Annotated in this window: 18 protein-coding genes; 3 read left to right on the top strand and 15 right to left on the bottom strand. The window is 41.5% G+C overall.

Annotated elements, in window-relative coordinates; translation table 11 throughout:
• Positions 1 to 112 precede the first annotated feature (112 nt).
• The 3 genes from C2869_RS07110 to C2869_RS07100 form a co-directional block, all read right to left on the bottom strand.
• Positions 113 to 3,526: a glycosyl hydrolase gene (locus C2869_RS07110; protein WP_108602288.1), complete on the bottom strand. Its 3,414-nt coding sequence runs from the start codon at positions 3,524 to 3,526 to the stop codon at positions 113 to 115.
• A gap of 225 nt (positions 3,527 to 3,751) precedes the next feature.
• Positions 3,752 to 4,012 carry a type II toxin-antitoxin system RelE family toxin gene (locus C2869_RS07105; RefSeq protein WP_108602287.1) on the bottom strand — a complete coding sequence of 87 codons (261 nt, stop codon included), beginning with the start codon at positions 4,010 to 4,012 and terminating at the stop codon, positions 3,752 to 3,754.
• Positions 3,999 to 4,232, bottom strand: a complete 234-nt coding sequence (locus tag C2869_RS07100) for a ubiquitin family protein (protein WP_108602286.1) — start codon at positions 4,230 to 4,232, stop codon at positions 3,999 to 4,001. The genes C2869_RS07105 and C2869_RS07100 overlap by 14 nt, the downstream gene beginning before the upstream one ends.
• Positions 4,233 to 4,552: 320 nt before the next feature.
• On the opposite strand from C2869_RS07100, the gene C2869_RS07095 reads away from it, so the two are divergent.
• Positions 4,553 to 6,589, top strand: a complete 2,037-nt coding sequence (locus C2869_RS07095; RefSeq protein WP_108602285.1) for a methyl-accepting chemotaxis protein — start codon at positions 4,553 to 4,555, stop codon at positions 6,587 to 6,589.
• 276 nt (positions 6,590 to 6,865) lie between these two features.
• Here the strand turns inward: C2869_RS07095 and C2869_RS07090 are convergent, their stop codons facing one another.
• Positions 6,866 to 7,780, bottom strand: a complete 915-nt coding sequence (locus tag C2869_RS07090; protein ID WP_108602284.1) for a LysR family transcriptional regulator — start codon at positions 7,778 to 7,780, stop codon at positions 6,866 to 6,868.
• 106 nt (positions 7,781 to 7,886) lie between these two features.
• Here C2869_RS07090 and C2869_RS07085 point away from each other — a divergent pair, with 106 nt between their 5' ends.
• Both C2869_RS07085 and C2869_RS07080 read left to right on the top strand, forming a co-directional pair.
• Positions 7,887 to 8,363 carry a RidA family protein gene (locus C2869_RS07085; RefSeq protein WP_228710794.1) on the top strand — a complete coding sequence of 159 codons (477 nt, stop codon included), beginning with the start codon at positions 7,887 to 7,889 and terminating at the stop codon, positions 8,361 to 8,363.
• A complete protein-coding gene (locus tag C2869_RS07080) occupies positions 8,360 to 9,091 on the top strand; it encodes an SDR family oxidoreductase (protein ID WP_108602283.1) in 732 nt (243 codons plus the stop codon). Before C2869_RS07085 ends, C2869_RS07080 begins: the two co-directional genes overlap by 4 nt.
• 244 nt (positions 9,092 to 9,335) lie before the next feature.
• Here C2869_RS07080 and ltrA read toward each other — a convergent pair whose 3' ends face one another.
• The 11 genes from ltrA to C2869_RS07025 form a co-directional block, all read right to left on the bottom strand.
• Positions 9,336 to 10,571, bottom strand: a complete 1,236-nt coding sequence (gene ltrA / locus C2869_RS07075; protein WP_108601131.1) for a group II intron reverse transcriptase/maturase — start codon at positions 10,569 to 10,571, stop codon at positions 9,336 to 9,338.
• Between the two features lie 954 nt (positions 10,572 to 11,525).
• On the bottom strand, positions 11,526 to 12,113 hold the full coding sequence (locus C2869_RS07070) for a hypothetical protein (RefSeq protein ID WP_159084078.1): 588 nt from the start codon (positions 12,111 to 12,113) through the stop codon (positions 11,526 to 11,528).
• 279 nt (positions 12,114 to 12,392) lie between these two features.
• On the bottom strand, positions 12,393 to 12,857 hold the full coding sequence (locus C2869_RS07065) for a DUF4265 domain-containing protein (RefSeq protein WP_108602281.1): 465 nt from the start codon (positions 12,855 to 12,857) through the stop codon (positions 12,393 to 12,395).
• A 116-nt stretch (positions 12,858 to 12,973) separates the two neighbouring features.
• On the bottom strand, positions 12,974 to 13,372 hold the full coding sequence (locus tag C2869_RS07060; protein ID WP_108602280.1) for a GFA family protein: 399 nt from the start codon (positions 13,370 to 13,372) through the stop codon (positions 12,974 to 12,976).
• A gap of 366 nt (positions 13,373 to 13,738) precedes the next feature.
• Positions 13,739 to 14,137 carry a hypothetical protein gene (locus C2869_RS07055; protein WP_108602279.1) on the bottom strand — a complete coding sequence of 133 codons (399 nt, stop codon included), beginning with the start codon at positions 14,135 to 14,137 and terminating at the stop codon, positions 13,739 to 13,741.
• 84 nt (positions 14,138 to 14,221) lie between these two features.
• On the bottom strand, positions 14,222 to 15,277 hold the full coding sequence (locus C2869_RS07050) for an energy transducer TonB (RefSeq protein WP_108602278.1): 1,056 nt from the start codon (positions 15,275 to 15,277) through the stop codon (positions 14,222 to 14,224).
• Between the two features lie 96 nt (positions 15,278 to 15,373).
• Positions 15,374 to 16,573, bottom strand: a complete 1,200-nt coding sequence (locus C2869_RS07045) for a glycoside hydrolase family 88/105 protein (protein WP_108602277.1) — start codon at positions 16,571 to 16,573, stop codon at positions 15,374 to 15,376.
• A 58-nt stretch (positions 16,574 to 16,631) separates the two neighbouring features.
• A complete protein-coding gene (locus C2869_RS07040) occupies positions 16,632 to 18,137 on the bottom strand; it encodes a BNR-4 repeat-containing protein (RefSeq protein WP_108602276.1) in 1,506 nt (501 codons plus the stop codon).
• A 233-nt stretch (positions 18,138 to 18,370) separates the two neighbouring features.
• On the bottom strand, positions 18,371 to 21,232 hold the full coding sequence (locus tag C2869_RS07035; RefSeq protein WP_108602275.1) for an alpha-L-rhamnosidase: 2,862 nt from the start codon (positions 21,230 to 21,232) through the stop codon (positions 18,371 to 18,373).
• A gap of 137 nt (positions 21,233 to 21,369) precedes the next feature.
• Positions 21,370 to 23,001, bottom strand: coding sequence for a sulfatase (locus tag C2869_RS07030; protein WP_108602274.1), 1,632 nt, complete (start codon positions 22,999 to 23,001; stop codon positions 21,370 to 21,372).
• 190 nt (positions 23,002 to 23,191) lie between these two features.
• A complete protein-coding gene (locus tag C2869_RS07025; protein WP_108602273.1) occupies positions 23,192 to 26,164 on the bottom strand; it encodes a sugar-binding domain-containing protein in 2,973 nt (990 codons plus the stop codon).
• Positions 26,165 to 26,166 lie beyond the last annotated feature (2 nt).

Here is a 26,166-nt window from a genome sequence, read left to right as displayed (position 1 = left end):
TTTATTCCCGATAAATCTTAAGTACCTGCATCCATGCAGGCAAATGCTCGCCCACTGCATATCTTACATCCGTGTAAGTTGGAAATGCTGTGGGCGTCTGGAGCAGACTAACTTACATTTTTATCAAACGCACTGGCCCCAATAAGCCAGATGTTTGTAGCTGCTTATTTTTATCTTTGGCGAAAAAGTTATAGCCAGTAAAGGTTACGCGTTCGCTTTTTGGCGGCTTTTGGTTGGCATTTAACCAAGGCACTGTATCGCCTGTCATTTTATAGCCACTGGTGTCAGGTAAAGCTTCGTCACCAATTAAGCGATTAACCCAAGTGTTAGTAATGGCAACGCTTAAAGTATTCTTACCGACTTTAACCAGCGAGCTGATGTCGATTGCAAAAGGCGGCTTCCATAACGTTGCTAGCTTGGTGCCATTAATACTGACTTCGGCAATTTGCTGCACGTCTCCTAAATCAAGATACAAAGGCTGCGTGCCTGATACTTGTTTAGCACTCAAATTAAAGGTTTTACTGTAATTGGCCGTGCCAGAGTAATATTTAATACCTGCAACATCACTTTCTATCCAATCGATCAGCTTAGGTAATGTTGTTTGCCCAGGGCCTGCCCATTGAGTATCAAATTCAACCTGCCATGGTCCTGTTAGTTGTTCTATCTCAGCTTTGTCAGCGCTATTGACATAGATGTCTTTAACTAATTGCGAATGTTTACCGTTATAATTTTGCTTTTGCTGATCACGACGAATAAGTACAAAACGGCTAGCATGTGGCTCTAACGCTAATTTAGTGATCAATCGATCACCATTGCGTGTACATTGCTGAATTTGTTCTATGCTGCCGTCATCAATATTCCAGATCTCTGCAATGCCATCTCCATCGCGCATATCGATTGTCACTTGTTTAAATTCTGGCTGATCATTGTGAAAAAAGTATAGGTAATTATCACCAATGCGACGTTTAGCAAAATGTTTAGCCGGTATATCATTGACCTTTAAATCAGGTTGGTAATCTAACAGCTCAATTGATTTTTCTAGATCAAAATGACTAACTAAACCCTTTTTATACACATGAATTTTATTGGTGTTACTTTCGTTCGCTAACTCTGACTTTTGCCCAAACAGACTATCAACAAGCCCGCTTAACCAACCCTTTGTTTCATGAGTACTACTTTCAGTCATACCGCCCCATAATAAATCGGCAATACGACTAAACTCAGCTTGCTGTGACCACTCGTTGTAGCCAATGACTTTTTCCGGTTTATTGCCAATTACAGTCGCGCCTGCGGCCACTAACTCTTGAATGCGTTTAAGGGTTTTAAAGTGCATAAAGTCGGTTTTTGTTAGCACTAAGGCTTTGTAGCGCGTACCTTCTGGCAGCACCAAATACCCATCTTTCACACTTATTCTATTTAGCAAAACGTCCGTATTAGTAAAATCATAACCAAATCCATCTGGCACATCGATACTACTGTTACCGCGCACGGGCGCAACATCGCCTAAATGCACAAGAAAATCAGCATCTGGTACACCTTGCTGTAAAAGATAAGAGCCACGAGCTAAATATTTAAACCATTCTACGCCGCCGTTATACCACCAAGTTTGCGTGCGATCGAAATGCGAACCAATCGAGTCCATAGTCATACCGGGTTTAATATGATTATTGGGCTGATGGGCAAAACGATGGAACATGGTTTCGTTAATACCACGAGTCCACATATGATCGCCATGGTGTTTGTAAAAATACGGATGCCCCGACCAATGCACGACATTGATAGAAGTAAAAGACTCGGCTGAAATAACCTTCTTACCATAAATATGGCCAGACGAAATCGCGGCACTGGTACGACCGTGGTACTTTTTGTTTTTAGCAAATGGCGATTTAACCCAAAACTCGCCCATTAAGCGATCGGCTTTACCGCCCGAGGCTAATTCATCAAACGGTCCCCAGCCATAGGGTTCAATATAAGATTCCAAACCATATTTTTTAGTCAGGCGAGTAAATTCACCAAAGTAATTTTCAACCATTAAATCTGATAAATGTTGGCGATACTCTTGCAGTATGCCACCAGTATGCTCGGGTGATTCAATCACTCGGCCAGTCATCAAGGGTAACCAAGGAATAAAGTCATAATTAAACTTAGCTTTAAAGCTTTGGTCGACAGCTTGCGTCCAGTTTTGCCCGCCAACCTCATAACTATCAATTTCAGTTGTTTTAAGCGAGTTAATGCCCTTGGCTTGCGCTTTTTTAACTAATTTACCGACATATTGGTCAAAGTGAAATTGCAAGGCTTTAGCATCGAATTTATCGACTTCTAAGCCCTCGCCCTCAACCGTGGCGGGTACATTAAACGCGCCCGTGCTGGTATAACCAAAACGTAAAACTCGCCAGTGACCTTTGGGTAATTTCACGCCATTTTTTGGCAGCTCACCTCGGTTTAATACCAACACATCACTGGCTTTAGTGATGGCCGCAGGATTAATTTGTGGCGCTAAACTTAACTTACCGCGCTCCATCGAATTCATCGAAAACCAATCATTAAAACGCGGGACTGACCATAAATCAAAACGCTTGATCGTGATTGGCTGGCTAAAAACTAAGCGAAAATATTTAGCTGTGTAACCATCATTATTGTCATCAACTAATTGCGGGCTAAATGCCCACAGGCGCGCGCCAGGTCGTGGGCGTCTTAACTTTTCAACAACCGTAGTAAAGTTAACGCCGTCGTCTGAAATTTGTAATGCAGCGTCACCATTGCGGTTAGGTGTTTCAATATGTAAGCTGCGTAACGTGGTTGGCTTTTCAACTTCAACTTGTAGCCAATATTCATTGCCTTTATTTTCACTTTGGGCAGGCTTACTATCAAAGCTGCCATAATCTGGGCTTTCACTAAAGCTGAATACGCTATCCCAATCATTATCCAATAACGTGGCAGTATCTAGGCTGGGATCTGAGCTAGTAATTTTTGCATTCGCAAAAGCATTACTTTGATTGTATGGGTTGGCTGGTAACGCAATGACTGCCACATCACGATAAAAATTTTCATAGTACCCCGGTTGTGGCGGAACTAAGCGTTTACCACCTTCAACCGCCAACTCAGACCAAGTAATGCGCTTCATCGACATTTCTGGTGTCACCCAAGGCCCGCCGCTAGATGTCCAACCGTCAGCATTATGAATGCCAAACTCAATATCGTTTTTATCCGCTTGTTCGGCAGCATGCACTAAGTGATCAAAAAATTCGTCAGTGCCAAATCTGACAGACCCGCGTGAAGAATAAGGTTTATTACGACGATGCACATGAAAGAAAATAGCCCCACCAATACCAGCCTCTTGCATAGCTTTAAAGTCTTCGGTAAACCCCGGCTTGCTTAAATTGCCATTCATGGCATGCATCCAAGTTTTCGGCAGATAAGGCTTTTGTGGATTTTTAAAATCGGTCGCTGATAACTCACTAGCATTAGCACAGTGACAAACAAGGCTAACTAGCAAAGCGGATGCGAAACTCCATTTTAATTTCATATTTCTCTCATCGTTAAACATTTGTTGCTTGATAAGAAGAGACAAAAATCTAAAAAATTGATACCCCTTTGTCGATGCGTATTTGTTGGTAAAACAGCGAAACATCCGCAAAGCTAATAAGCAAACACCCATTATTTAACCGCTAAACAAAAAGCCCAGATAACTAGGTAAACTGAGCTTTAAGTGTTGATTTTAAAAGAGATAAAGATGATAGAAGTGTGGTTTTTAACTGTCGTACACGTTCGAACGATGACCAACTTTAACGACATGTACGACTAATTTTGAATCTATAATTTCATACACAATCCGATACAAGCCTTGCCTAGTTCGATAACGTTCTTGACCAGACAATTTAATACAACCTTCCGAACGTGGGTTCTCCGCTAATTTGTCTATTTTAAAAAGTATTTTAGCTACATCATGGTTTGGTATGTTACGAAGATCTTTTGAAACCGATTTTTTGAAAGTGACTTTATATTTTGCCATGTTTCTTTAAATCACTTAATAGCTCTTCATAACTCATCTCTGGTTCAGTTGCTCGCTCTGTGAAAGCTTGTAAATCTTCTTGGTCTTCACGCATAAATAATTTTAGAGCTTCATTTATTAATTCAGAAACTGACTGATCACACGTTGCAGATTTAACTTTTAAAGCCTGATGAATAGCAGGATCAAAATAGACGGTAGAGCGTTTTGATAAGTGTGCCATAACTATTGCCTCGAATTTCAATTAATAACATTATAGCATCATGATGTTAATGTATGCTAGAAAGGCAGTTCAACGCTAGGGTAAGATTATTTGGTGGATTTCTTGTTAATTGTAACAGCAGAATTACGCAGACACCCATTATTAAAAAATTGTAAACTGGACGCCTTGCTTATTGATTTTAAAAAAATCTCACTTGCCTAAATTCGTTAAAATTCTTTCATAAATAGTCAAAATAGTTCAAATCATTGTTAAAAAAATAGTCAAGTTAAGATAAAGTTACGCTGATAAATAGAAACCCAATACACTTAGCGAGTCTCTTGATGAATTTTTTTAGTCGCATCAATATTAAACTACGTATCCTTTTACTTGTTCTGATCCCACTTTTCGCAACCTTGTTTTTCGCAGTTGAGCGCTATGTAAAAGCAGACAATGAGATGAAAGAGGTTGAGCGCTTAGAAGTATTGCAGCAGTACATTTACAATGCCACGCCATTAGTTTCAAGCCTTCAAGTGGAGCATTTATATACAAAAATGTATATGGGACGTTCTTACGCTAATCCCAGCTTGGAATTTGAACAAAGCATGCATGACAGTCGTGTGCCGGTGGATAAGGCTTTAGTCAAATACAGTACCTTTGTGGCTGATACAGACAAATTTGCGCTATTTCCAGGATTACAAAAAGATATTATTGCAATCAAAAAGCGACTTGAGTTATTTCCCACTATCAGAAAGCTCGTTAATCAACGCATTCGCAATAAAGACTTTCCCGATGGCAAAAAATACACAATTAACGAAATTAGAGCTCTAACATTCGCACTAATAGATAGCACGCAAGCAGTCGTGTTATTAACCAGTGGCAACAAAGAATTGTCTTTGCTGGCAAATGCTTACCAAAATTTAATCCTCGCCAAACATAATGCGCTGATAGCCAATGGCGAGGCTTACCATGGCATTAAAAATGAATATAGTGCTTATGTGTACTCGACGGTTAATAAGACGTTTTCCCTTGAAGAAGCTTATATAGAAGGATTTAAAAATTTCGCGCCACCTCATCTTGACCAGCAATTTGATAAAACGATTGGCGACAAACCCTACTTTCAACAAGCCCAGAAAGACTTTCGACACATGATAAGACGCGGTACAAGGCTAGTCGGGCAAAAACTAGATATAAACATAGATGAATGGCTTAAAAATGGCGTACAAGTTAATGCTGCCTATGAAGATTTGGCAACAATTCTATTAGATGAAATTGAAAAGCAAAAAAATAGCATGCTCGATAACGCCAAAAGCTCGCTATATAACACGATTATCTTGATTGTTGTGTTGCTAGCCGTCTTACTCTTTATATCTTTACAAATTATTTCGAGCATTACTCAACCACTCGACAAACTCGTGAATATGCTATCCAATCTAGCTCGTACAAAAGATATGACCATGCGCTACGAGGTAACGGGTACAGATGAACTGAATCAAGTTGGCGAGGCATTAAACTCCTTGATTAGCGATTTCGAAAAAACGCTAGGGTCGGTAAAACAGCAAATTGATTCCATGAGTAAGGTAACAAGCGATGTATCCAGTTCAATGCACCAATCCATTGGCCTTATCAACAACCAAAAACAATCCACAGATTCCATTTCAGTTGCCACCGAAGAAATGACCGCAAGCATACATGAAGTGTCTGATATGGCAGTATCAACATCTGATACTGTGTTACGCGCCAATGAATTATCATCAGCCAGTGAAAAAGATGCTATCGATAGCCGTGCCGCAATGGGGCAATTATTTGAAGAGCTAGGTGATACCAGTGCATTGGTTGAAGATTTAAATAATGAAGCGAATCAGATCAGCAATATTGTTCAGGTTATCAAAGGTATTTCGGAGCAAACCAATTTACTGGCGCTAAATGCCGCCATTGAAGCAGCACGCGCAGGCGAAGCCGGCCGAGGCTTTGCTGTGGTAGCGGATGAAGTCAGGCAGTTATCCAAACGTACACAAGACTCAACCGAACAAATCGAATCGCAAATAAGCATGCTATTAGAAGGGGCCTCTACCGCCTCGAAAAAAATGGATACGCTGCATACTAATGGTATTGAAACAGTGCAAGCCGTACAAAAAAGCTCTGACGCATTTGTTGCCATAAAAGCGGAAATGGACAAGATCACCGAAATGGCAACACAAATCGCCACGGCATCGACCCAACAAGCTAAAACGTCAGACGAGATTAACCAGCGCATTCATACCATTAAAAGCGACTCTGAAATCATGCTAGAACAAGGTAACGCAACCTTAAGCTCAACTGATACATTACAGGCTAATGCTGAATCACTCAGAAACGACATCAATGTATTTAAGTTTTAAAAAATAATTATAGAGCGGTTATTGCAGCAAGTTACCGTGACAAAGAATAGAGAGAATTAAGTGCTGCAACCTGCAAAAGGGTCTATTTATTGTGGGCGAGCATTCATGCTTGCATAGCCTGCAAACCGTTATCATCTAACCTTCGCTGGCGGTGGTTAAATCCGCATCATCGGCTATTTCGGAGTTATTCGAATAAAGTCTGAACCTACAAGGGGTCATTGCGCTCTTTCTGGTTAATAGTTAAACCACGCTATATCAGGCTAAACATGCTAACGCTTACTCTGATTTTATAGGTATCTCACCCTGTAACACGGGCTCATTTTTAACGAAGTCAATTAAAACGTCTAGCATCAACCTTGCTCGTTTATGAAGCATTCGACCACTGGACCAAATAGCATAAATTTCTCTTGCTTCCCCCACCCACTCTGGCAAAACCTGGATTAGATCACCATTATTTAATTCATCAACAACTTCACTACAAGGTAATAACGCGATACCTATAGAACGACTGCATAACTGGGCAGCAAGCCGGATATCGTTGACTTTAGTCTTGCCAACAATTGGGAAGCGGCTTATAAATTTTTTGTTATCTTGATATAAAATCCAACTAGGAATGGTATCAACCGTAATTAATTGATGCTGTTGAAGATCTTCAGGTGTTTCTAAACGTGCTGATAACGCCAGATATTCTGGAGATGCAACGAGTATAGTTTTAACCACTCCCAGCCTTTTCTGAAACAAACCAGAGTCTGACTGCGGGCCAATTCTAATAGCCAAATCTGCTTGCGTTTCAGAAAAGTTCAGCACGGTATTATTTACATTGACTTCGAGTTGAATCTCAGGGTATTTGCTGGAAAAACTAGGCCAAATATCCCTCATCATACCCACAGCCATATTCGTTGGCGCAAGAACTTTAAGTCGTCCAGTGGTCTCGTGCAATATGGAATCCAGATTGGCAGCACGATCCTCAAGTTCAGAAACCAATGACGCACATTCTGAATAATATCGTTCACCTTCATTAGTTAAATGAAACTGACGTGCCGAGCGGTTTATCAACTGGCAATCCAGCTTCTGCTCAAGCTTTTGAATACGCCTAGTGACCGTAGCCGGCGGAAGGCCAAGTTTCTTCGATGCCCCCGCTAAACTTCCATTTTCCACCACTTTAATAAATAAGGCTAAATCGTCCAGCATAATTTCATTTTTGGAATTTAAGATTGATTTTATAGGTATATTCGTCTTATTCGGAATTATATATGATTACTCCGTAAATTGTTAATACATTTAAAAAGGCAGTTACATGAAACCGACAAAAATTTTTGTGTTAGGAATCATCTTACTTTCAACCTTAACCAATGCCCATGAGCAACATATGAATCTGAAAAGAAACAACTATTCTAAACTTAAAGATCCCGTGGGGCCTTATGTTCACGCAGTCAAGCATAATGACACCTTATATGTAAGTGGTTTAACGGCTTTTGGTACGGACAATCAGAATGCTTCTATTGAAAAGCAAGCCAAAACAATATTTGAGCTGATCAGTACGATAGCAAAAGAAGAGCATGTTGACCTAAGCAGCTTAATTAAAGTGACCTTATTTGTGAGTGACCTCAGTAAGATTGCCCTGCTAAGAGAAGAGCTTAGTAAAATCTACGATAAGCACATCCCAGCAAGTTCACTGGTCAAGGTAGATGCCTTATTTTCTCCTGAAATTAAAATTGAAGTTGAAGCCATTCTTGCTCTACCCAATTATTCGGTAACGGATTTAAATAAATGAGACCAACAAATATGCTGCATAAAAAGAAGATACTTATTATCGGTGGAAGTTCAGGCATTGGGCTTGGCATTGCTAGTGTATGCGCTGACTACGGTGCAGACACTATTATCGCAGGTCGATGTAAACAAAAACTATCTAATGCAACAGCCTTTCTTGATAATAGAATAACTGGCGTCCAGATAGACGCAAATAATGATAATTGTATTGACGCTGTCTATCAACAAATAGGCTGCTTTGACCATCTTGTTATCAGTGCTGGGGAAGCAATGGTAAAAAGCCTACAAGAAACTACCGAAGAAGATGCTCGTGGCGATATGGAAAGAAACTTTTGGCTGAAATACAAATTATCAACACGCGCTTTGCCTTACTTGTCGAAAGAGGGCTCGATACTATTTATCTCTGGTATCTTCTCCGTAAAACCAAACGCCAACTTATTTATGAGCTCCGTATCTGTTGGGGCGGTAGAGGCACTCTGCAAATCGTTAGCAATCTCGGCTGCACCAATTAGAGTTAATGCCATTGCTCCTTATGTGGTTGACAATAGTGACTCTTTAACTAAAGACATTAGCGATGATAGAAAAAATTATCTGCAAAGTATTGCTAGCAAAATACCGGCTGGAAACGTTGGAAAGACAAGGGATGTAGGCCTAGCAGCAGTAATGTTGATGAAAAATCAATATGCTTCAGGGACTATTCTTAATCTGGATGGGGCTTATTCGCTAACCTAAAACCATTCTAACCATCGCTGGCGGTGGTTAAATCCGCGTAGTCGGACATTTCGGTGTTATTCGAATAAATTCGAACCTACAAGGGGTCATTAAGCTTTTCCGATTTGTCGTCATGTCTATTTGATTGGTTGCAACCTGCAACAGGGCCTATTTTGGTCGAGTAGGCCGAGGGAGCTTCCCCCTCAGCCTCTCACAGATCCGTACGTGAACCTCTCAATTCATACGGCTCCTCTCGTTTCACCATTTACGGCCTGCAACCAAATTGCCAATGAGAAAATAGATACGGTTGTGTATTACACACCCTTTGCATCCATTTTCTTGCTCTTTGGTAACTGAATTTCAGCCGTTTGTATTTCTTCTTCGCCCATTTCAACAATTTAAGGTTTATCCAAGACATAAGTGGCCTTAATGCTGTTTTCCAAAACCGACTGAAGTAATTTATCCACCCGCTTATCATCGGATTAAGCTTATACGCCAACTCTTGTATCGTTAACCCCGTTTGCTTATGTAGCTTGAGCGCTTTAACTTTCTCTCTAATTTTCTGTTTCGCTTTAGGGCTAATAGCAGGTGTAAAGCCAACAAACATGCGACCCCACCGATTCCTTACTAACCTTGGCCTGAAACAGTAACTAAGAAAATCAAAGCTAATGACTTCATGTGCTTCTTGTCTACCTTCATCAAAGCAGTAAACCAGTTTAGTTTTCTCTGGATGACATTCTAGACAACAATCTAACATGCGTTGCTCAATAGCTTGCTTTAACGCCTTTGCTTCTTGCTCACTACGACAGTGAACCACTGCATCATCCGCATAGCGTGCAAATTGAACATGTGGATGTTCTCTTCGCAACCATTTGTCGAATGCGTAGTGTAAAAACAAATTGGCTAGCAATGGGCTTATCACGCCTCCTTGTGGTGTTCCTTTCGTTCGCTCTATTATCTGACCATCCGAGGTTTCCATTGGCGCTTTAAGCCAACGTTCGATATAGAGTAATACCCATGGGTTATTGGTATGTTTGCGTAACGCTTTGCCCAATAACACCCAGTCCAAGTTATCAAAGAAGCCTTTGATATCTAAATCAATCACCCAGTCGTATCGCCAACACCGCTGGCGCGTTATCGCTAATGCATCATGTGCACTGCGATTAGGTCTGTAACCATAAGAGTCATTATCGAATACCGATTCTAATTCAGGCTCCAACTCCATCTTGACGACCATCTGTGCAACTCGGTCTGATACCGTGGGTATGCCTAGTACTCGAACGCCCTTATCCTTAGGGATTTCGACACGCTTCACCGTCGGTGGAAAATAGCTGCCCGATGACATTCGATTCCATATCTTGTACAGGTTCTTCTTCAAGTCCTGTTCAAAATCACTCATCGATTGCTCATCAATTCCTGCCGCTCCACCGTTGGCTCTTACACGTAACCAGGCTTCATAAACTGTCCATTTCGAAATACTAAATGGTTTTGCTGAATTCAATCATTCCTCCTGCTGCAGCAGTTGATGAAAGTTTCATTTAAAACGAGGCAATCCCTTCGCTAGATAACCATTACAGCTATCATCATCACTACTACGAATTGCTCCGCCCCAGTGCTTTGCATTCAGACTTGGCTCTCATGGGGTTTCCATTCGAGGATATCTGTTAACATCAAAACGACTGGTTCTTACGTTCCATATAAAACCCCGAGTTAAATTCACGTCAGCTCTTTGCCGGCTCCCGCTTAGTTGGTAATCAGGTTGCCTCTAAGCTCTTCCCAAACTCCACCCAGTAGCTTGGTTTCGGGATGCAACGGTTAAATATTTCGACACCTACGCTGTTCGTCTCTTTAACTCACACCTGACAAATCATTGTGTTTGCCTTTCCCTTATCGCTCACGACAGTGACTCTTAACCAATGCCGCATAAGGTGGTTTCCACCTGCACCTGAATGCCGATGGGATGGGCCAAACCATCATGTTTTATATAGTTGCGTTACCTTCCAGCCTTCCTTGTACTGTTGGTAACTCGTAACACACTGGGCGAGCATTTATGCTTGCAGAGCCTGCAAACCGTTATCATCTAACCTTCGCTGGCGGTGGTTAAATCCGCGTAGTCGGATATTTCGGTGTTATTCGAATAAATTCGAACCTACAAGGGTACATTAAGCACTTTCTGGTTCGGCGTCATGTCTATTTAATAGGTTGCAACCTGCAATAGGGTCTATTTACAGTGGGCGAGCATTCATGCTTTCAGAGCCTGCAAACCTTTATCATCTAACCATAGATGATGGAAAATCAAGCAGACACCCATTATTTAACCGCTAAATAAAAAAGCCCAGATAGCATTGTAAAGTGGGCTTTAAGTGATTGATTTTAAATGAAATTAAGATGAAAGACCTGACCCCGTAGTTCCTTTAATTGGCGACAAATTAAGCAGACACCCATTATTTAACCGCTAAATAAAAAGCCCAGATAGCAAAGTAAACTGGGCTGTAAGTGATTGATTTTGAATGAGATCAAGATGAAAGACCTGACCCCGTAGTTTCTCAAGCGTTAATTGATTCAGTGGGTCATAAAGTTGCGAAAGTCTTGCACCTGGTAACCTAGCTTGTGGGTTTAGCTTTCCATAGGCTTTATATAGTGCTGATTCTGGAGGCAATTCAAGTAAAGAACCATCAACACTCAATAGTCTAAATCCGTTCCATTTTTTATAGTCTGAATGTGAGTAAAAAGGCGCTAGGATGCAGTCTTGGTTTAATTCGACAAAGGCCTGCTCAGAAAACTTGGCTCGGGCTTGGGTAAAGGCGGAAGTAGTGATTGATTCAAAACTGATTTCGTCAGACGAAAGAGTTTGAAAAAGTCTTTCTAATTCAGTTCGTGCTGAGCACTGCATCATATTTAGAAAAGACAAAATGAGAGTTGGAAAAGGAAGCTTTCGTTTGCGTTTAAAGTAAGTTGGTTTTAACCGATGACGTGATAGAAACTCAGAAGATTCAATAGTTGTATGAATTTTGTTCGAAATTTGGGGGTGATTAGTGCGCAAGTTTGCTCTAGCTTTTTATTTTTTATTGTCATTAACGTATCCTGTCTATAATCAATGCCATTAAGTATATGATAATTATACACTAATTCTTAACTTAATGGCATTGGCATTTATGCTTGCAGAGCCTGTAAACCATTATCATCTAACCATCGCTGGCGACAAATTAAGCAGACACCCATTATTTAACCGCTAAATAAAAAGCCCAGATAGCAATGTAAACTGGGCTTTAAGTGATTGATTTTTAATGAGATCAAGATGAAAGACCTGACCCTGTCGTTTTTACTCGCCATCAAAGCCGAGGCCCTCTCTTGCCTCACATGTTTCGTAAGATAAAATCCCTTCGTTCTCCCACCGATAAAGCCAATTACACACCTCGCCATAGTCGCCTTCTGGCTCAACGTCGATCGCGAATAACGTACCATCCGCGTTTTCATGGTACGCCTTGAATTGATTTAGTTGAGATAAGAGCGAAGCACGCTCTTGTGCTGATGCTTGATTTAAAAATATGACTCGCAGTGTTTTATGGCCACAATACTCATGAACTTTTAGTATTGAAGGTTTTAAATCATCACTTTCTGGTTTAGCTAATACGATATCGTAGAAATTTATTCCATACGCATGGAAAGGAGTATTTCGCATGCGATATAAATTTTCTCCGAGATCTTCAGCCCAGAAGGATTCTCCGCCTACCTCTTCGTTTCTCGGTAAGTCTAGATGGATTTTAGTTAAATTTTCTTCGGACATTTGATTTTATAGCTAACGCCCCATTCAGGGGCTTTTTATTGTTGGCTAAAATAACGAACGCAGTGAGAAAAGCCAACTGTAAAAAGTCCCGCACTGCAATGGCTTGTTATATCTCGCTAGCCAACACCTTGTTCAATACTCGGTATTGAATTTACATTCTTAGCCCAAGAAACTTCTGATTCACAATAAATATTTACGTCAGGGGTTAGTTCATTGGAAGTATCAAGCGAACCCAAATGTAAAATATTTAAACCAGCCAATTTAGGGTTTGAATTAAAAATCGGCGTACCGCAATTGGGACAAAAATGTTTAGTCGCGTTCTCTGATACTTTGTGTGACTTAAGCTCGCCACTTAATAATGAAAAATCAGAAGTTAACACAGCAGCGTAAGTTGAAAATACTGAGCCATTCATTTTACGGCATAGATTGCAATGACAATTTACTACTTTTTTAATATCACCAGTGACTTGATAAGTTACTGCATTACAGTTGCAACTTCCTTTAATACTACTCATGACTTTCCTTTTACTTCATAGAGATATAACTGTTTAGTAACCGGACGTTTCCTAACTATTCCATCCGTACTAACACAACTTTAATTTTTAAAATATCGCTCTAGGCTACTGAAAACAGTCCATTCAATCAACCCTTTAAATAAAGTTGAATAATTTACGGTTCAATCTTTGTTTTTGTATTAGTTCGGATAGAGACAATAAGTTGGCTTAAAAGCAAATTAAGCAGACACTCATTATTTAAACGCTAAATAAAAAGCCCAGATAGCAATGTAAACTGGGCTGTAAGTGATTGATTTTGAACGAGATCAAGATGAAAGACCTGACCTCGTAGTTTTTTCCTAAAATCTAGATTAAATAGCTATCTATTTAAGTGCCTACTCTATATAAACCAGCTTCAGCCACTCGTCTAAAGTGCCCGTGTTCTGATTGTGCTAATAGTTTCTTATAGACCTGACTGGCTTCTTGGAACTTTTGGTCATTTTCAAGCTTTTTTGCCTGACGACTCAGTTTACTCAATGTATCAAAACGAGAGCGGTCAGCTTCAAATTCTTGAATAAAACTCGGTTTTAGTTCAGGAGCAAGACTATAGATTTGCTCTCTAATATCCCAAAGGGAAATCGAACAATCACCAATTTTACGTAAGCTAAAGTCAAAGCCTTGGCTTTCAATGTATCTCACTAGCTTCGCTGATGTACCTAATTTTTCTAAAGCCTGACCCAGTTCATAGTCTAGCTTTTCCAATTGTCGTTTTTCTAATTCGTTCATATCAAAAATTCCAGCCAAAAGCTATAAACGAGCCATACTGTGTTGAATTCATTTGGTTAAGCTGTCCCATCATTCAACACCCACCTAAGCCTTAAACGGGTGCTCGGTAATTTTGAATGTTGTTTCAGGCTCGCCAAATACGTATAACTTGCATTTTTTCCAATCATTGGGAATAGTCCATGTGCTGTCGGTGGTTGCGGTATAAATGTGGTGCTTATTGGCGCAGCGCAGCTCTAATGAGCTTAATTCGCCGCCTTCAACGTTGGTTAAACTGAATTGCTTGCGTACTAAATTCACCATCCACAAGTTATTGGGCTTAATAGTTGCGCCATAGCTTATGTACTGTTCTCCGCCAATGAGATCGTCAATAAGTTGCATGGTTTTCGCTAATTTAGGTAAATATGGCTTTGCTGCTGGTAACTTTTTCAAACGGCTGTAGGTGAGATTAGCCGCGTTATAACGCTTTTGCTGTATTTGTAATTGCAGCACTTGATAGAGTACGGATAACTTTTGTTTGTCATTAGTTAGGTTCTTCAGCGATAACACAACGGTTTCTAAATGACTCAATTGGCTGCGTATATCACCCTGCGCTTTAGCATAATCTGCAGCTAAAAGGTGATAAAAAGCGCTTTGACTTAATAGCTGATTATCGTTACGTTTCATCTCTGACAGAATATTTTCAACTTGCTCAAAGTCTTTTTTTGCTAAAGCATTAACCGCTTTTTGATACTTACCTTTGAATCGATGAGAAACCCCTTTTTCACTATCCTGCATATTGAAATGCATTAGAACATCATTAGCACATTGTTGTACGGGTTTACCATTCTCCACTCGTGGTTTGTATTTCCATTGCTTAATAGCCGCTACCGCTGCATCAGTTAAATCCTGGCTACCTGAATCTTTTGACACCACCACATTTGACACATCACCTTGCTCGTCAATCACAAAATTGACAACAGCCCAACCTTCTCTGCCCTGCTTTAATGCACCTAGCGGATATTTAGGATGAATTCGCTTAATCGGTTTTGGCGCTTCGGTGGTATATAAATGCTTAGCTATGTCATCGTTAGCTAATACGTTAAAGGTAAATGCGATGGGCGAGATGGCCAACAATGTGGTCGTTAATTTAATGAATTTCATTATTAAGATCCTTTTAAATCTAAGGTTAAAAAAGACAGCGCGGGAAATGCACTATGGCTTTGTGTCGCTGTCTTTGCCTATATAAGTAACTACGGATTATTGCGTTTTATTAACTAGGTCATACATTTGCGAGCCAGCCAATAAAAATGCGCCTACACCGTATAATTGCGAGTCTTCGTAGGCGACCACATCTGGCTTGTCATTAACGCCTTGCACCCAACCAAATTTACCGTCTGGATGTACCGAATTGGTCAATACATTCCAAGCTTTTAAAATGTTAGGCAGGTATTCTTGTTTATCTAATAAGCCTTGATTGATACCCCAAGTTAAGCCATAGGTATAAAATGCTGTGCCGCTCGATTCTGGGTATTTATCCTTTTCACCCGCCAACAGGGACATTGGCCAAGAGCCGTCTTGTTTTTGTAACTTGATGATGGCTGCGGTTAACTTAAGGTATAAGTCTTCATAGTACGGGCGATACTTGTGGTTAGCCGGTAAGGCTTCAATCGAGTTAACCACACCTGCGTAAACCCAACCGACACCGCGCGACCAAAAGATTTGCTCGCCATATTTGCCTTTTTTATCGAAGTAGCGTGAATCGCGAAACATTAAGCCGGTTTTAGGATCGAGCAAGTAATCCACCGTGGCTTGAAACTCTTTATGCGCGTATTCAGTGTATTTAGGATCACCCGTCACTTGTGATAAGGCGAACAAGGTTGGCGGCCCCATAAACAAGGCATCTGCCCAGCACCAGCGCCATTGGCAGTTATGCACTCGGTCTTTGTTACGACCAGCGACAAACTCCAAGCTATTAGTCGGGTTTTGCGCAATTAACCAGTCAAAGGTTTCTTTTACCGGCGTTACCGCTTCTTTATTCTTGTGGCGGTTGTAATACCAAAGATTCATTTGGCCAATGACGTGATCATCGGCAAAGTATTTAACTTTACCCATACGCCAATTATGCGCTTTACCCACATAACCCATCCAATTTTCGTAAAATGGGTTTGGTGAACGTTCGGCTAATTCTGTTAACCCGACATAAAATGCACCTTGGATCCAACGGCCATATGATTCTGAACCTTTTTGCGCCCGCCCAACATGTGGCATATATTGAGTGCGAGCGACTTGCCAGTTAGCGGCTTTTTCCATCAACTGCATGACGCTAGTGGCATTAGGCAAGCTTGTTTCAACTGGTTTAACATCAGAGTTGTTTTGTGCTGTCAAACCGCATGAAGTTAAGCCAACGACTAGCAAGCTAGCGGCTATTGTTCGACTGATTTTTTTAAGCGTTGTCATTATTATCCTTTTTAAATTATTCACTTCTCATTACATTTCAAAGGTTTTGCCGAGGCTGTTATTTAGCCTCATTGGTTAATGCTGTTAAATCAAATACTTGTAGATAAAGCGTTCGCTTATCGCCCGTGCCAGTTTCTTGTTTTAGATAGTAATACACCTTACCTTCGGCGACAGTCATTACCCCTTTATCAAATTTTGGCCCTTGTTTATGTTGGTAAACGACTTGAAATTGGCTCGTTCCACCTTGCGCTTTAGCTATATTGACCCGACCATTTTTAAGGCCGATTAAAAACACATTATTGCCTGCAGTGTGCAACTGCCCACCAAAATCAGTTTCTACCGTACTGAATTTTTTAGCGCCTGCTTTGCGGTAGGTATGCAGGTGTTTGACCACATTAAATTCTTTATCCGTGATTTGGCTGATGAAGTGCTCATCACCGGCGGCGCTAACAACAAAATCAAAGCCATGGGTAATGGATACCTGATCTTTCTTTTGCGTTTTAACCCAGTCACCTGGCTCAGCAATTTTAATTAATTCAGATTTGGCTAATGGAATATCAACGTTGTTGCCATGAGCATCTTTCCATTGCGATGCGCCTGTCGGATCATCTGAATAGGCATAATAAATACCGTTCTGGTAAAGGAATTTATCGGACTTGTTTTTTGAACGGCGCTGAAACGCAACTCTGAATTTACCGCCCGTGTATTTAAAGTCACCGTATAAACCCCAGTTGTATTTGCTGCCGTGTTCAGAGGCTAATACGCGATTAAAGTCATAATAGCCATGCCATTGTAGGCCATCGTATCGGGCAAATAACATTTTACCGTTAGCGGAAAAACCATAGCGCATCTTCATAAACAGATCGCCATTATCTGCACTGAAAAAGGCGGGGTAGGTTAATAATTTGGTGGTTTCAACATCATCGATGCCATTGAATGTTAGATGCTTGTAATGCCCTGCTTTTGAGTTAACGAATAAATCTAAGGTAAAGTCTTTATCAGCCACGGTAGCAGCGCCAGCAACTGAGAAAGAATAGCGTAAATAATCGTTAGCAAATGCTTCCACTCGGCCATTGCGATGCATGTCGTATAGCAAATGAATGGTGTCATTTTTAGCGCTTATCCCAACGGCAATCGTATTGTGCGTTTCGCCCAACCACCATTTGCCTTTAAAACCAGTATGCTGATGGGGGAATTGGATCGTTTTGATCACACCCGTTTGAGTATTTAGCCGTGATAGCATAACGTGACGATTATATTTACCGCCTTGATACCAAGTCATAAACACAAAGTGTTGATAAACCTTGATACAGTCACCGTGCGGAGACAACGCCTGACCAAATATATAGTCATAGCCATTTGGGTTATTTGCAGTATGTTTGCCCGTTACCCTTTTGCCGTTAAAAAACATGGCGCTGTCGGTGATCTGGGTTTGCGACAATAAAGCAATATCAAGTTTCGATGCGAAACTGTTGCCACTGCCAAGCGTAATTAATATCAAACTTGCTGCTAAATGCTGGAGGCGAGTTAAACCAATTAAGAGCAGGTTAAATTTTGTTTTCATAAGCGACTTTGCTTTGCTGTTTACACTAAAACGCATTGGCATTCTTTGTCGTATTCACCCATTAAATTTGATTTATATTAACACCTAATGAGCATTATAGAAAACTATTGATTACATTTGATTTGTTTAATTGAGTTTATAACCATTGGATAAATTGTAGGGTCGATTTTACATCGACCAACCTTGTGTTAGCCGAAATAAATTCGGCCCACAAAATCAGCCTAACCTAAATCTTAATTTTTAACCTGTACGCGATAACGTCCAGGTTCGGCTGCAATAGTGATGCTTGAATCGCTTTGCGTAATTAACGAATAACCTGTGTTTTCGGCTTGCGAAAGTACTTGTTGGTCGTTGATAAAAACTTGCGAACCAAGAGGCTTAAATTTTGCGCCCTCGGCAGGGTTATTGATGGCATAAACCTGTTTCGGAATTTCAATTTCAGCTTTGGTATTAGGCGGGATAACAATATCCATGGTTAGACTATCCAAATTGTGTTGAGAGCTGCGTTGCCATTTTGAGCTGATCACACCATGTACAGATTGAAATGAGCCTTCCGCGAAAGATAAATGTTCAGTGACCAATGGTGCAATACGGATTTTTTTATAACCCTGCTCTAACGGGCTTATACCAACCATACGATCATACATCCACTGACCAATAGCGCCATACGCATAGTGGTTGAGCGATCCGGCTTTTTTGGCGTAGCCTTTATCATACGTAAAGCCATCCCAACGTTCCCACATAGTGGTTGCACCTTGGCTTACCGAATACAACCACGACGGATAGCTTTGCTTGAATATTAAATCGAATGCGACATCGGCTCTGCCAACCTTATCTAAAACTGGAGCAATTAAAGGTGTACCCAAAAATCCGGTACGCAAGTGACCACCCGCGGCTGCAAATTGCTCAAGCATATGCGGTACGGCTTTTTGCGTGGTAGCTTCGTCGAGTAAATCAAAACCTATCGCCAGTAAATAAGCAGTTTGGGTTTGCTCGCCGACTTGTAATCGACCTTGTTGATCAAAAAAGTGTTGTTGAAACTTTTGCTTAGCGTCGTTAAACAATTGCTGGTACTTCAACCAGTCTTGCTGCTTACCTAATACTTTCGCGCTACGCGCCACTAAATCGAGTGAACGCGCGTAAAATGCAGTCGAGATCAAACTATGATCCGTTTCGCCACGACGTGTATCTTTGCGTTTGGAATATGGCTGCAACCAATCACCGACTGTCCACATCTTGCTGATGCCATTTTCGAGCTGGCTTTGGTGATAGATAATCCAGCGCGTCATCATTTGGTAGTTTTCTGCCAAAATTTGTTTATCGCCAGTACGCCAATACACATCCCACGGGATCGTTACCGCCGCGTCTGACCAACCGGATTGCACTATCTCGCCGACTTCGTTAGGCACAACGACAGGTACGCCGTGGTTGGCAAATTGTTCTTCGCGGATAGATTGCATCCAAGCCGCCCAAAAGGCATGGCTGTCGGCAATAAAGAGTGACGTGTTGGCAAACGCGAGGGCATCCCCTGTCCAACCCAAACGCTCTGAACGCTGTGGGCAATCGGTGGGTATATCTAAAAAGTTGCCTTTAAGACCCCATTCAATATTCGATTGCAGTTGGTTAAGTTGTGCGTTTGATGAGTTAAATCTTCCGGTTAATTCAAAGTCTGTATATTGCACCACACCCGTCACCCAAGATAGATCGGGTTTGGCACTGGGATCAAAGCCACTTAGCTCAACATAACGGAAACCATGAAAAGTAAATTGCGGTTGCCACACAACTACACCATCTTGCTTGGCGGTATAAAAGTCTAATTGCTTGGCACTGCCCAAATTACGAGTATAGAGCGAACCGTCGCTATTAACCCCTTCAGCAAAGCGTAAATTTAAGGTTTGCCCTTTGCGCATGGGGACTTTTATACGTGGTACGCCCACCATGTTCTGGCCTAAATCAAATATGGTTTTACCTGCTACCTGTTTAATGGCTAAGGCGGGCAATAGCTCTTTGTTTTTTGAAGTAAAGTGGCGTTTGGGTTGTAGCAAAATGTCGCTATCTAACGCTGATGTTTTAACACCTTGCCAATTGTTAGCTTGGTAACCCACTTGATGCCAATCGCCACTTTGGTTGGCAAGTTCGTAGTTAGCATCGTAACGTTCACCATCGTATAAACCCGAGGTGCGTACTGGGCCATTTTGCGTGGCTTGCCAGTTTTCATCTGTCACTATGGTTTGTGCACTGCCATCTGTGTAGGTGATCTCTAATTGCGCTAACACTTTCGGGGTTAGCTTCAGCTTTTTATGCCAATGACGTTTAGGACCAAATCGTCCGGCATACCAGCCTTCGGCCAACGTAATAGCAAATGCGTTGTCACCCTTTAATAAATGCGAAGTCACATCATAGGTTAAGGTTTCAATACGCTTTTTATAAGGCGTATAGCCCGGTGTCAGTACATCATCACCTATACGCTGGCCGTTAATAAACGCTTCGAACACACCTTTAGCAGTGATATATAAACGCGCCTGTTTTATTGCTTTGTCAGTTGAGAATTGGCTACGTAAATACTGAGGGATATGAATCGGTGTCTTATACCGATTAAGCGCAATTGGCTTATCACTGTCTATTTCAATCCATTGTGCTTGCCAATCGCTATTGTTTAATAAACCCAGTTCAAATTGCGCAATGTCACTCCAGTTTGAAGGCTGAGGCTCTTGTCCTTTGCCCTTTTTCACCCCCCAGTAACGCACTTGCCAATATACTTGTTGGCGAGAGCTTAATGGTTTGCCTTGATAAGGGATAAAGCTGGTGTTGTTACTGGCTACTTGTTGGCTATTCCAAAGATCTGGGTTTTGTGGCAATAGTTCAGGTGCGCTGGCGACTAAGATTTGATAGTGCGTTTGGGCTTTAACTCTGCCTTGGCTTGGCAATTGCCAAGAAAAACTCGGACTTGCATCGTAAAACCCCAGTGGGTTAACAAAGCCCTGATTAATTTTTAATGCTTGTGGAGTTTCCTGTGCTGGTTTGTCTGTTGTTACGCTGCAAGCTTGCAAGTAAATGCAAACGAATAGCATGATGGCTTTGCAATAACTTTTCATATGTTCGCCGTCACCCAGCTTTGGTAATCAAACCTAAGCCGGGTTTATTCCTTACTGGTAATTAAACGCTTCTATGAGGAATAGTGACGAAATGTCAAAATTAATACCCTTATACTTCAAACAAAATTGCCTAATGATTACTCCTCGCTGCCCCACCATTTATTATTTGGCGTGAAGTTTTTATCCAGATAAGCTTCATGACGTTTATCTAATCTGGGTATGCTATTTCTCTTTTTATCTAAGTAAGCTTGGCGCAGACGTGGATCATATTCAGGATTTGGTTGAGGAAACACAGCCTTGGTAGTTAATAACCAGTCATCTAGCTTAGCTTTTAATGATGTTGTCATCGCCAATTCTTGTTGAGCTAAGTCGTGCTGCTCACCTATATCATTAACTAGGTTATATAACTCAACACGCTGATCTTCATGATAGTAAATTAGCTTCCAATCACCTTGGCGGATCATAGACGATGGTTCGCCACCTTGATTACCATAGTGTGGGAAATGCCAAAATAACGGCCGATTCGCCATGACTTGCCCCACTGTTTTCTCTTGTAAAAGCGGCTTTAAACTTATTCCGTCCAATTGATGATTGGCGTCTTGTTTAATACCAGCCAAATCTAACAATGTTGGGTATAAATCAATACCTGAAACCGGCATAGCAACAGTTGAACCATTGGCGGACATACCCGGAGCATAAATATAATAAGGTACTCTTACCCCGCCCTCAAATTGTCTGCCTTTACCACCACGATAAGGTAAGCTACTTGTGCCTAATCCATCACCTGACGATAACCCGCCATTGTCAGACGTAAAAACGACGATAGTATTTTTGTCTAAACCGGTCGCTTTAAGCTTATTTAAGACTAACCCGACCGCGTTATCCATAGATTCAACCAAACCCGCAAAAATTGGATTATCTTGAATTTGCCTCATTACGCCACGGCGATCAAATTCAAACCTTGGGTGCTGTTTGGCCAAAGCCTGTTGCTCGGCTTTATCTCGATATTTTTGCCACAAGGCTTGGCTTGATTGAATCGGTGCATGCACTGCGTAAAAAGACAAGTAAGCAAAAAATGGTTTATCACCTTGCTGTTTTTCAATATAGGAGGCTGTTTCTTGCGCCAGCCTTAATGTGAGTGACTCGCCATTTGGGCCGTCTTTAAGCTTAGGGTTTTTATAGGGTGAAAAGTAGCCACCTTGTGGTGTGCCTGTATCCCAACCGCCGACATTAATATCAAAACCATGATCTTCAGGGCTTGAGCCTTTGCCGCCTAAGTGCCATTTTCCGGCAAAAAACGTATTGTATCCATTGCTTTTAAACTGTTCGGCTAAGGTGACTTCACTTTGATCCATCACATGCTTGTATGGTGCCGGATCATGGCTATCAAATCGGCCACGTTCGCGCCATGCCTTGCCAAATTTGTCACCTATCCAGGTAGTCACCCCATGATTAGTGACATATTTTCCGGTTAATAGCGACGCACGAGACGGGCTGCATACCTGTGATGCAGCGTATCCTTGGCTAAAACGAACGCCTTTATTGGCAAGTTGGTCAATGTTTGGCGTTTCATAAAAAGTCGAACCTTCCACGCTTAAGTCTTTGATACCTAAGTCGTCAACTAATACAAATAATACATTTTTCGGCGCGGGAATTTCCGCAGTCTCTGCGCTCGGCAACTTATTTTGTGTTGTGCAACCTAGCAAGCTGCTGGCAAGCAACCCGCTAACACAGAGTGCTTGGCAGGATAGGTTTTTAAGGTTTTTCATAAGTAACCTTTCATTAATTTGGATAGTTTCGGGTACGTTGTAATGCAACAACCGCTAATATCGTGAGCGATCCATACTCACTTTCACAGTACGCTAGACGTAAAACATTAGCGGTTACTCAAAAAGAAAAGCCATCAAACAGCCAAATTGCTACCGCTAATTCATCTGTTCATGGCTTTGTTTATAGAGTTTAGTTGTCTATCGGCAGCGCATTAGCACTAAAATCCATTTTCTTTTCGGGCTTAGTTTCTTTTTGGAATATTTCAGCGATGACTTCTGGTTGTATTTGCCAGCTCGGCGCAAAATCAGCAGACTGCAAATATGCCACTAAGCTTTTGCGCAATTGACGCGCTGCTGGACGATTTTGCATGTCGTTTTCTAAATCAATGCTGCTAATGAGCAACTTACCTTTACCAACCTTAGCTTCAACAATAAGCGCTAACTTACGGTTAATTTTCCATGAATCTATTGGTTGAATAAGCGCTCGATAAGCTTTAGGCCACGGATTTATCGAATCATAAGAATCCAATATCATTGGCTGTGCGTGATTAAGAATATCCCACCAATTCCAGTTTACGTGAGCATCGGTTGGAAAATATTGAAACAACGGATGCTGAGGATCCAGCAACATACCGGATGCGGATGATTGGCCACCTTTTTCACCCAACGCCGTCCAGAAATGGTTAGTAAATAAGGTAGGTAAATTACCTTTCATATCGCCAATATTAGGTAATAGCAGTACGGTTTCACCCGCGGCTAGTCGTTGCTGTGTATCACTATTCCATGCTTTGCTGACATGAATATCAGCTGGAAAGTTTGTGATATTTTCTTCAGGGTAAACCCAAATATTCCAATCGTTAACTAAGCCATTGGTTTTTGATTCAAGTTGCAAGTTAAGCTTGGCGGGTGCGGCAATAGTATTTAGCGAAAATTCAATTGTCGCAATGGCCTGAGCAGTGTCTTGTGCGAAACTCTGTTTTGGTAAACGCCATGTTTTGATCGTTTTGCCGGCGTCAGTGCGAAGTGTCGCGACCAAATCATTCAAATGTAGTTTTTGTTTTGCAAAATGGCTTACCTCGATACCCGCTTTAAATGTTTCGCTTTGGGTTAATACTCGCTTTGGCATACGAGCTAATAGCACTGTGGGCGCATTCCAACGACGCACATAGTCTATGTCAACATAGGTATGTGGATCATAAAATGGATCAACTAAGCCGACTGGCGCACTACTTTGTCCGGTAAAATCAGCCAGTGAAAGCCAAGAAAATCCCGCCATATTAGGGGTTCGATAGTTTGCTTCAAATGTTTCTCTAATCAGTTCAACTTGCCATTTGCCGGATGATTCAACGATTTCAGGTAATAATTCATACATGCCACGTTCTTTTAATTGATCTCGGGCAATTTCTAAATAATCAGGGTTTAAATAGCCTGTGTATTTATCAATTTCCGCATCAATGTTGGGGTAGGTACAAATTTGTCCGATTTCGTGAGAAATAAGCGGAACATTGAAAGTAGAACTGGCTTCTCGCCAGTCAATTGCCGTATTTGGCGGGTTTAAGTTGAATTCAGTACGATCAGGCTTAGGCGGCCAGCCAAATTGATGGCGCAACTTGACGGTACGCTCCGGCCAAATGCCGCGCTGAACTTGAAAATCCGCGTTATTAGGGCTCCATGAATTGGCTTTGACTGTGTAGAGTTTGGAGTCATCATAGGCTTTCCATTCATTAATGATGTCTTCAAAGAATTGATGATCGCCGTCATATTCGTTACCTAACCCCATTTGCACAAAGCTAGGATGATGACCAAAGGTATCCAAAATTCGTTTGGCTTCAGCGCGCATAAAGTCAAATTGGTCCTGAGTTTTAACTGGCCCCCACTCGCCCACTTCAGGTTTTAGGTAAATACCAACTTCATTGGCGGCGACAAACGCGGCTTCTGGCGGTGCCCAAGAATGAAAACGAGCAAGATTCAGTCCGAAATCTTTGTAGGTTTGCCAAACTTTTCGCCAAGACGCGACATCCATGGGTGCATAGCCCGTAGCAGGCATCACAGCGCAGTCATCGACAGATCGAATGTAGGTTTTATAGCCATTAACACTGAAATGTTTTCCATCTACCGTCATATCACGCAAACCAAAGGTAAGCTGACGTGTATCAAGAGCGGTTTCTGTTTCTAGCTTAGCGTCTAACTGGTAAAGGTGTTGTTCATATTCATCCCATAATAACGCTTGCTCTGACATGGGATAGTTAACACTAAGGATATCTTGGTCAATGTCGGCGATATTGCCTTTAATAACTAAAGGTGCTGGGTTGTGAGTATTGCCTTGGCTTTTACCAATAGCGTCTAGCGTAAGATGATATTCACCATCTGTACCTTCTGTTTTACCCAGTTGATAACTGACTTTTACCATGCCATTGACAGGCTTTGGCGAAACCGTGAATTTTTCAATCCAAACGTTGGGGCGAGCTTGCATGGTGAGTTGTCCGACAACACCATTCCATGTGCCCGCGGTTTGTTCAGAAACCGAATGCGCGTTGTAGCCCATATGAACATGCTCTGAATTATCAACACGCAGGGTAATTTTATGTTTTCCCGGTTTTAGTTTGCCTAGTGTGTATTGATGGGGCGCAGCTAGACTGGTTTGCTGACCTATTTTTTGCTCGTTTAACCATAGTTGTGATACCCAATGAACACGTTCAAATGATACTGAAACAGACTTTCCTTGCCACGTTTGCGGCACCTCGAACGTTTTGCTATACCAAGCTGCGCCAATATAGTGGCGATCTGGCCGCAAAAAATGATGCATTCTGAAAATGCCTTGCTCTTTATATTTGCTCAACCATTCTGGGCCCCATCCATTAAGGCCGCCCTTACCTGCCCATTCCGCATTTCCATACCAGGGTGTATTTGGCCCCGGAATGTTGCCATAGCCTTGCTCTTGCAAGGCACCGGGCAGTTGCAGTGAATCCTGAAAATTTTGGTTTTGCCAATTTTGTTGAATGCCGACATTATCTGGATCGAGTTTGATTTGCCAAGTCCCTGCTAAATCGAGCGTTTGAACCTGTTGAATTGGCTGCTCTTTGTTACTGCAACCCATAATATGAAGCAGCATAGGCATGATCAGTAAAATAATTAGCTTTGAGCTTTTGATGATATTTATCATTA

Source organism: Saccharobesus litoralis (genome assembly GCF_003063625.1).
In the GTDB taxonomy this organism is placed as follows: domain Bacteria; phylum Pseudomonadota; class Gammaproteobacteria; order Enterobacterales; family Alteromonadaceae; genus Saccharobesus; species Saccharobesus litoralis.
The sequence above is the reverse complement of the archived record's forward strand: the minus strand, read 5'-3'. Positions and strand labels throughout refer to the sequence as shown.